This window comes from Pseudoalteromonas sp. T1lg48, from assembly GCF_002964785.1.
Taxonomy (GTDB): domain Bacteria; phylum Pseudomonadota; class Gammaproteobacteria; order Enterobacterales; family Alteromonadaceae; genus Pseudoalteromonas.
This window is the reverse complement of the sequence record NZ_PQCC01000003.1, coordinates 182,034-188,165: the sequence shown is the minus strand read 5'-3', so window position 1 is coordinate 188,165 and position 6,132 is coordinate 182,034. Positions and strand designations below refer to the sequence as shown.

Genomic DNA, 6,132 nt, shown 5'->3' with positions numbered 1-6,132 from the left:
CCTCGCTATGCGTTGCTGCCTGCCGTCTCAGTGGGGTCGCATTATAGGGAGATTCGATTTCGACGCAAGCCCTTTTTTAAAGAAAATTGCTAAAAAAAGATCGTTCGTCTAAAAAGCGGCCGATAGACATGCTTTTTCTACATTATTAACCAGATTCTTACCTCAAACCCCTTAGCAAACTAGATGGATGACGTTTTTTCGTACGACTAATGTTTATTGCGTAGCTGCTATCCCCTAGTTAGAGTTAGGGTACTAGTCATAGCTCGGTGATAGGAACCTGATATGAGCTTACAAAGTTACAAAGATAAATCCCCCCTTGTTCATAAGTCGGCATACATTCATGAGTCGGCCGTAATCGTTGGCGACGTAGAAATCGCAGAAGACGCCAGCATCTGGCCCTTGGTTGCCGCTCGAGGTGACGTCAACTATATGCGTATCGGTAAACGCTCTAATATTCAGGATGGGAGTGTACTGCATCTGACTCGCGCCAGCGCCTCGAACCCAGAAGGTTATCCGCTCATTATTGGCGAGGATGTGACCGTAGGCCATAAGGCCATGTTGCACGGATGTCGCCTTGGCAATCGTATATTGGTTGGCATGGGTGCCATTATTATGGATAACGTCATAGTGGAAGATGATGTCATTATTGGTGGTGGTGCTCTCGTGCCTCCAAACAAGACCCTTGAGTCAGGCTATTTATACGTGGGTAGCCCGGTAAAGCAGGCGCGTCCATTAAGCGATGAAGAACGCGCCTTCTTAAAGGTATCGGCAGATAACTATGTGCGTCTAAAGGAAGAATATCTAAACGACGTTAAGCCAGTGCTTTAATTTGTACTTCGCCTTCCTCACCGAAGGCTTCCTCTTCTATTTGTTGCTCGGCCAACTCTTCATAATCAAAGCGATGCTCGGCAAAATGCGCCAGTGCATCGCTGCGCTCCTTTACTTTAAGCTCAATAATACAAGGTAAAAGCAGCCCATTAACCATGGCGTAAAAGGTAATTACGCCATTTTCGTATTCTACTCTGTCAACAAATTGAATTGCTTGATTCATTATAATCGCCCCTCTTTTAGCGCTGCTATTATAGGCGCACATTCGGGCATTTGCCCACGCCAAAGTTTATACGCATGGGCCGCTTGCGCCACCAACATACCCAAACCATCCGCGGTTGCTACGTTCGGATTAACCTCAGACGCCCAGCGCATGAAAGAAGTGGCCTGCTCAGCATAAAACATATCGTAGGCAAACTGGGCCCCTTCAAGATAGCTGGGATCAATGCCAGGCAATGCATTGGTGACGCTTGAAGATGTTGAATTTATGACAATATCCCAGTTTTGCGTGTTTTTATCTGTTAAGCCCGCATAACTGACATTTTGGTATTGACCGATACGCTCTACCAACAGCCGTGCTTTTTCCTCGGTACGATTGACCACATGCAGTTGTTCAACCCCAGCTTCTAGCAAGGGCAGCGCTGCACCTTTGGCCGCACCACCGGCCCCAATTAGCAAGACATGCTTGCCTGCCAGTGAGCCGTCAAGTCGCTCCAGGTCACTCACCAAGCCAATGCCATCTGTATTATCACCCCTTAATACCCCGCCTTCTTCAAGGATTAGGGTGTTTACGGCGCCAGCAAGACGCGCTCGCTCACTAAGGGTATCAACCATGGCAAAGGCCTGCTCTTTAAATGGCAGGGTAACATTAGCCCCGCAGCCACCTTGGCGAAAAAACTCACTGACGCAGTCAACAAAGCCGTCGAGCGGTGCTAAAATGCGCTGATATTCTATTTGTTCACCTAATTGCGCCGCGAAGGCATGGTGAATGAGGGGTGATTTTGAGTGCGCTATGGGGTTACCAAACACCGCGTATGTATCCATTATCCTTTCCTTATATCGAGCGCATCATGAAGCAGTTACTAAAACGCATCTTTAGCAAAGATGCAAAAAATTCTCAGCAAAGTACGGATGACGCCCATCCTAATGTTGAGCGTACCCCCTACGAGCTAATGGGTGGCGAACAGGGTGCCCGTGCCCTCGCAAATCGATTCTACGACATAATGGCCAGCGATGCGTACGCCAAGCCCTTATATGATATGCATCCGCAGCCACTGGATCGTATTCGCCAGGTCTTCTTTGAATTTTTATCAGGTTGGTTAGGTGGCCCGGATCTGTTTGTAGAAAAATATGGTCATCCGCGCTTACGTCAACGCCATATGCCCTTCCCTGTGACCGCGGAGCTTAGAGATCAGTGGATGTACTGTATGAATAAAGCGCTGGATATGGAAGTCGATAATCCGGTGTTACGTGAGGGTTTGCGACAGTCGCTAACCCAGCTGGCGACCCATATGATCAATAGCGACAACTAAAAAACGCGGCATCGGCCGCGTTTTTCTACTCTTATAACCAGTCTTTTGGTTTGAGGTAATGCTCATAGAGTTCAGACTCTGGTGAACCCGGCTCTGGGTTAAAGTCGTATTCCCAACGCGCCAAAGGTGGCATCGACATCAATATCGACTCGGTACGCCCACCGGTTTGTAAACCAAACAAGGTGCCTCTATCCCACACCAGGTTAAATTCCACATAACGACCACGACGGTATAGCTGGAACTGACGCTCTGCCTCGCCATAAGGCGTGTCTTTACGCTTTGCAATCAAAGGTAGGTAAGCATCCAGGTAGCCGTTACCCACTGCCTGCATAAAGGCAAAACTCTTCTCAAAGCCCCATTCGTTAAGATCATCGAAGAAAAGTCCACCAACACCACGCGTCTCATCTCGGTGTTTCAGGTAGAAGTATTCGTCACACCAGGTTTTATACTTGGGGTACACCTCATCACCAAATGGGACGCATAAGTCATGGGCAACCTGGTGCCAATGCTTTACATCTTCGAGTTGTGGATAAAAGGGGGTTAAATCAAAACCGCCACCAAACCACCAAATCGGCTCCTCACCCTCTTTTTCGGCGATAAAGAAACGCACATTGGCATGACTGGTGGGAATATGTGGATTTTTCGGGTGAATAACCAGGGATACGCCACAGGCATGAAAGCTACGACCGGCCAATTCCGGACGATGAGCGGTGGCCGAAGCAGGCATGGAAGCACCAAACACATGAGAGTAGTTCACACCGCCTTGTTCGATCACATTACCGTCACGGATCACTCGGGTACGACCGCCGCCGCCCTCTTCACGTTGCCATGCATCTTCAACAAACTTGGCACCGCCATCGGCTTCTTCTAATCCGGCACAAATTTTATCCTGCAACGCCATTAAGTAGGCTTTAACCTGGGTCAGTAACTCTGATTGCATGCTTATCCTCGAATGATTTGTCCGTTCATGGCGTCTTTGATCACACTTGGCTGGGTACCACCGCCCAAAGGCTCGTCAACGTAAAAGCCAACGCGATCACCAAAGGTGGCTTGTCCTTGGGCGATAGACGCAACCGGGTCCTGACCGCTGAGATTCGCACTCGTAGAAACGATTGGGCCACCAAACTCCTGACATAAGCGCTTAACCGTGGGATGGGCACTCACGCGCACGGCGATAGAATCGAACGCACCAGTGAGCCACTTCGGCGTGCTTGCTGCTGCAGGCATTACCCAGGTCACGGCGCCGGGCCACTGTGAAAAAATATCCGCGCGCTTATCCATGGGAATTCGATGATCGGCCACATAAGGAAGTAATTGGCCATAGTTGTCGGCGATTAAAATCAGGCCTTTTTCAACTGGGCGTTGTTTGATTGCCAGTAAGGCTTCCACCGCCTCTTGGTTCATAGGGTCACAGCCTAAGCCGTAAACCGCCTCGGTCGGATAAAGGATCACTTCACCCTGTTGTAAACTGCTCAGCGCCGTTTTCGGCTGCACCGCATCGCTCACTGTCCGCTCTCCACATCATCGGGCTGTTTGTGCCCACAGTTCTTTTGCGGGCATTGTAGCATAGCTCCCTCGGCAAAGTGGCGTTTCATCATGACCGGCCAGTGGCATTGTGCACACGCCACCGCAACCGGCGGGTAATTCACGCTGTACTTGCACTTGGGGTAGGCATCACATGAATAAAAAGTCTTACCGTATTTGCTGCTACGCTGAGTTAAATGGCCTTTTTTGCACTTGGGACAAGACGGCAAAGTACTCGCCTGCTCGTTTTGCCCGCGCTGATCGGCTATATAGTGACATTCGGGAAAGTTAGTGCAGCCTATAAACATGCCAAAACGGCCGTTTTTAACCGCCAACGGCGAGCTACATTGAGGACATGGATTGTCCTCAAGGACTTTTAGGATGCTGGTATCGTGCTGGTGCAAAGGGCGGATAAAGTGACACGCAGGATAACTGGCGCAACCTAAAAAGGCGCCAGATTTGGAATGGCGCATCACCAGCTCGCTGCCACATTCGGGGCACACCTCATACTCTTTTTCCAACGCGTGTTTATCGGCATTAAATAAAGAATGATCTATTTTCGTCATGCGCACCCTAGCCCCTTGGTTAATGTGCGCCCAATATACTCAGACTCCGATGAAGATCAAGCTTAATGCAGGGTCGGATTGGGGTCGTCAAAGATCAAATCTTCCATCTGCGCATAGGCGTGCTCTTGGCCAGGCACGCTTAGGAGTACCATCAACACCACCCATTTTAAGTCATCCAATGCTATTTGCGCATGATCCAGGGCCATGGCTCTGTCTATTACCATTTCGCGCGTGGTGCTGTTTATTACTCCCACTTGCTCTAAAAACAGCAAAAAACCTTGGCATTGAATATCGAGCTTAATGCTTTCCTCGCCGGTATAGATACGACAGGCCGCAGTGGGTGCGGTGTGCAGATAGGGCAATTCATCACTGTGCTGGAGCTGGGCCAGTTGTTCGAGCCAGTCCAGAGCCTTGTATATTTCCGGGCTGTTAAAGCCGGCCTTCAGTAGCTCATCGGTAAGCGCGCTTTCTTCAACGAAAATTTCGCTTTCGTTATGAATATAGTTTTCAAACAAATACATTAGGATATCAAACATGTCACTCGCCCCCTACTCTGGTATAGCCGCCCGAAGTGCTAATAATGCTGCCTTCGAGTTCTAGGTCTATTAATAGCGTTAATAACTGCGCAATTGGAATCTGCGAACTCACCGCAATAGCATCTATGCTGGTCGGCTCAAAACCAATATGGCGAAGTAAAGTGTTCTCACCCTCTTTTTGCTCTTTCCTCTTATTTATATATAGACCCTTTTGTTGATAACAACCTAATTCGGCTAAGACATCTTCGGCATTTTCCACCAAAGCCGCCCCGTGTTTGATTAAGGCATGACAACCGCGTGAGTAAGGGTTGTTCACCGCCCCCGGCATCGCCATTACCTCACGGTTATAATCCATCGCCAGCTCGGCGGTGATCAAGGAGCCACTTTTTTGCTCCGCTTCAACCACTAGGGTAGCCAAGCTCAACCCGGCGATAATACGATTGCGACGGGGAAAGTGTTGGGCCCGGGGAGGTGTTCCGGGTAAAAACTCACTGACCAACAGCCCTTGCTTGGCGATTTGCTCCCATAGCACCTTGTTCCGGCGTGGATAGCATACATCAACGCCTGTTCCTAATACCGCCAGGGTCGCTCCGCTGCTATGCAAAGCCCCCTGATGGGCGTTGGCATCTATGCCCATGGCCATACCCGAAGTCACCAATAGTCCGGCGTCACTCAGTTGCGCCGCGAACTCAAAAGCATGGCGCTTACCGCCTATACTTGCACCGCGACTGCCGACAATAGCCACCTGCGGCTGGGTCAATAAGCCGTTATTACCGAAACAAAATAAGAGTAACGGCGGGTCCGGCAGCTCTTTTAATAACGGCGGATATAAGGGGTTAACTAGGCTGATCACAGCTATGCCCTGACGCTGATACTCACTGAGCTGGTGTTGCAGAGATTCAAGTTTAGTAGCGGTTAAACGGGTAGCAATATCACGGCGCAAACCAGCTTCAATAAGCGTTTCTGTATTATCGAACAGGTCGCTAATGGCAAGGTGTTGCAGCAAGGAGTAGGCGCTACGCAAGCCAAGGCCTGGGGTGCGCATTAATGCCAATAAGATAGCATCGGCACGAAGTAAATCGGCCTCAGAAGAGGCCGATGGGATAGGTTCACTCTGTGTCATGCTCCCTCCTTGAGCACGACCCA

General features: G+C 49.8%; 9 protein-coding genes. 2 read left to right on the top strand and 7 right to left on the bottom strand.

Annotated features, from left to right (window positions below; all coding sequences use genetic code 11):
* Positions 1–282 precede the first annotated feature (282 nt).
* Positions 283–828, top strand: a complete 546-nt coding sequence (locus C2M29_RS05420) for a gamma carbonic anhydrase family protein (protein ID WP_105188780.1) — start codon at positions 283–285, stop codon at positions 826–828.
* Here the strand turns inward: C2M29_RS05420 and C2M29_RS05415 are convergent.
* Positions 812–1,051, bottom strand: a complete 240-nt coding sequence (locus tag C2M29_RS05415; protein WP_105188779.1) for a DUF1488 family protein — start codon at positions 1,049–1,051, stop codon at positions 812–814. The two genes, C2M29_RS05420 and C2M29_RS05415, sit on opposite strands and share 17 nt — an antisense overlap.
* Positions 1,051–1,872, bottom strand: a complete 822-nt coding sequence (gene aroE, locus C2M29_RS05410) for a shikimate dehydrogenase (protein ID WP_105188778.1) — start codon at positions 1,870–1,872, stop codon at positions 1,051–1,053. The genes C2M29_RS05415 and aroE overlap by 1 nt, the downstream gene beginning before the upstream one ends.
* A gap of 26 nt (positions 1,873–1,898) precedes the next feature.
* On the opposite strand from aroE, the gene C2M29_RS05405 reads away from it, so the two are divergent.
* Entirely contained in the window at positions 1,899–2,360 is a 462-nt protein-coding gene (locus C2M29_RS05405; protein ID WP_105188790.1) for a group II truncated hemoglobin, read from the top strand.
* Positions 2,361–2,391: 31 nt separating this feature from the next.
* On the opposite strand, the gene hemF is transcribed toward C2M29_RS05405, so the two are convergent.
* The 5 genes from hemF to dprA form a co-directional block, all read right to left on the bottom strand.
* Positions 2,392–3,300: an oxygen-dependent coproporphyrinogen oxidase gene (gene hemF, locus C2M29_RS05400; protein ID WP_105188777.1), complete on the bottom strand. Its 909-nt coding sequence runs from the start codon at positions 3,298–3,300 to the stop codon at positions 2,392–2,394.
* A 2-nt stretch (positions 3,301–3,302) separates the two neighbouring features.
* The gene (locus C2M29_RS05395; RefSeq protein ID WP_105188776.1) at positions 3,303–3,866 is read right to left on the bottom strand and encodes a Sua5/YciO/YrdC/YwlC family protein; all 564 of its coding nucleotides are present in this window, start codon (positions 3,864–3,866) and stop codon (positions 3,303–3,305) included.
* Positions 3,863–4,450 carry a DNA topoisomerase family protein gene (locus C2M29_RS05390; protein ID WP_105188775.1) on the bottom strand — a complete coding sequence of 196 codons (588 nt, stop codon included), beginning with the start codon at positions 4,448–4,450 and terminating at the stop codon, positions 3,863–3,865. Before C2M29_RS05390 ends, C2M29_RS05395 begins: the two co-directional genes overlap by 4 nt.
* A gap of 62 nt (positions 4,451–4,512) precedes the next feature.
* Positions 4,513–4,986, bottom strand: coding sequence for a DUF494 family protein (locus tag C2M29_RS05385; RefSeq protein ID WP_105188774.1), 474 nt, complete (start codon positions 4,984–4,986; stop codon positions 4,513–4,515).
* Between the two features lies 1 nt (position 4,987).
* Positions 4,988–6,109 carry a DNA-processing protein DprA gene (gene dprA, locus C2M29_RS05380; RefSeq protein WP_233998360.1) on the bottom strand — a complete coding sequence of 374 codons (1,122 nt, stop codon included), beginning with the start codon at positions 6,107–6,109 and terminating at the stop codon, positions 4,988–4,990.
* Positions 6,110–6,132: the final 23 nt, after the last annotated feature.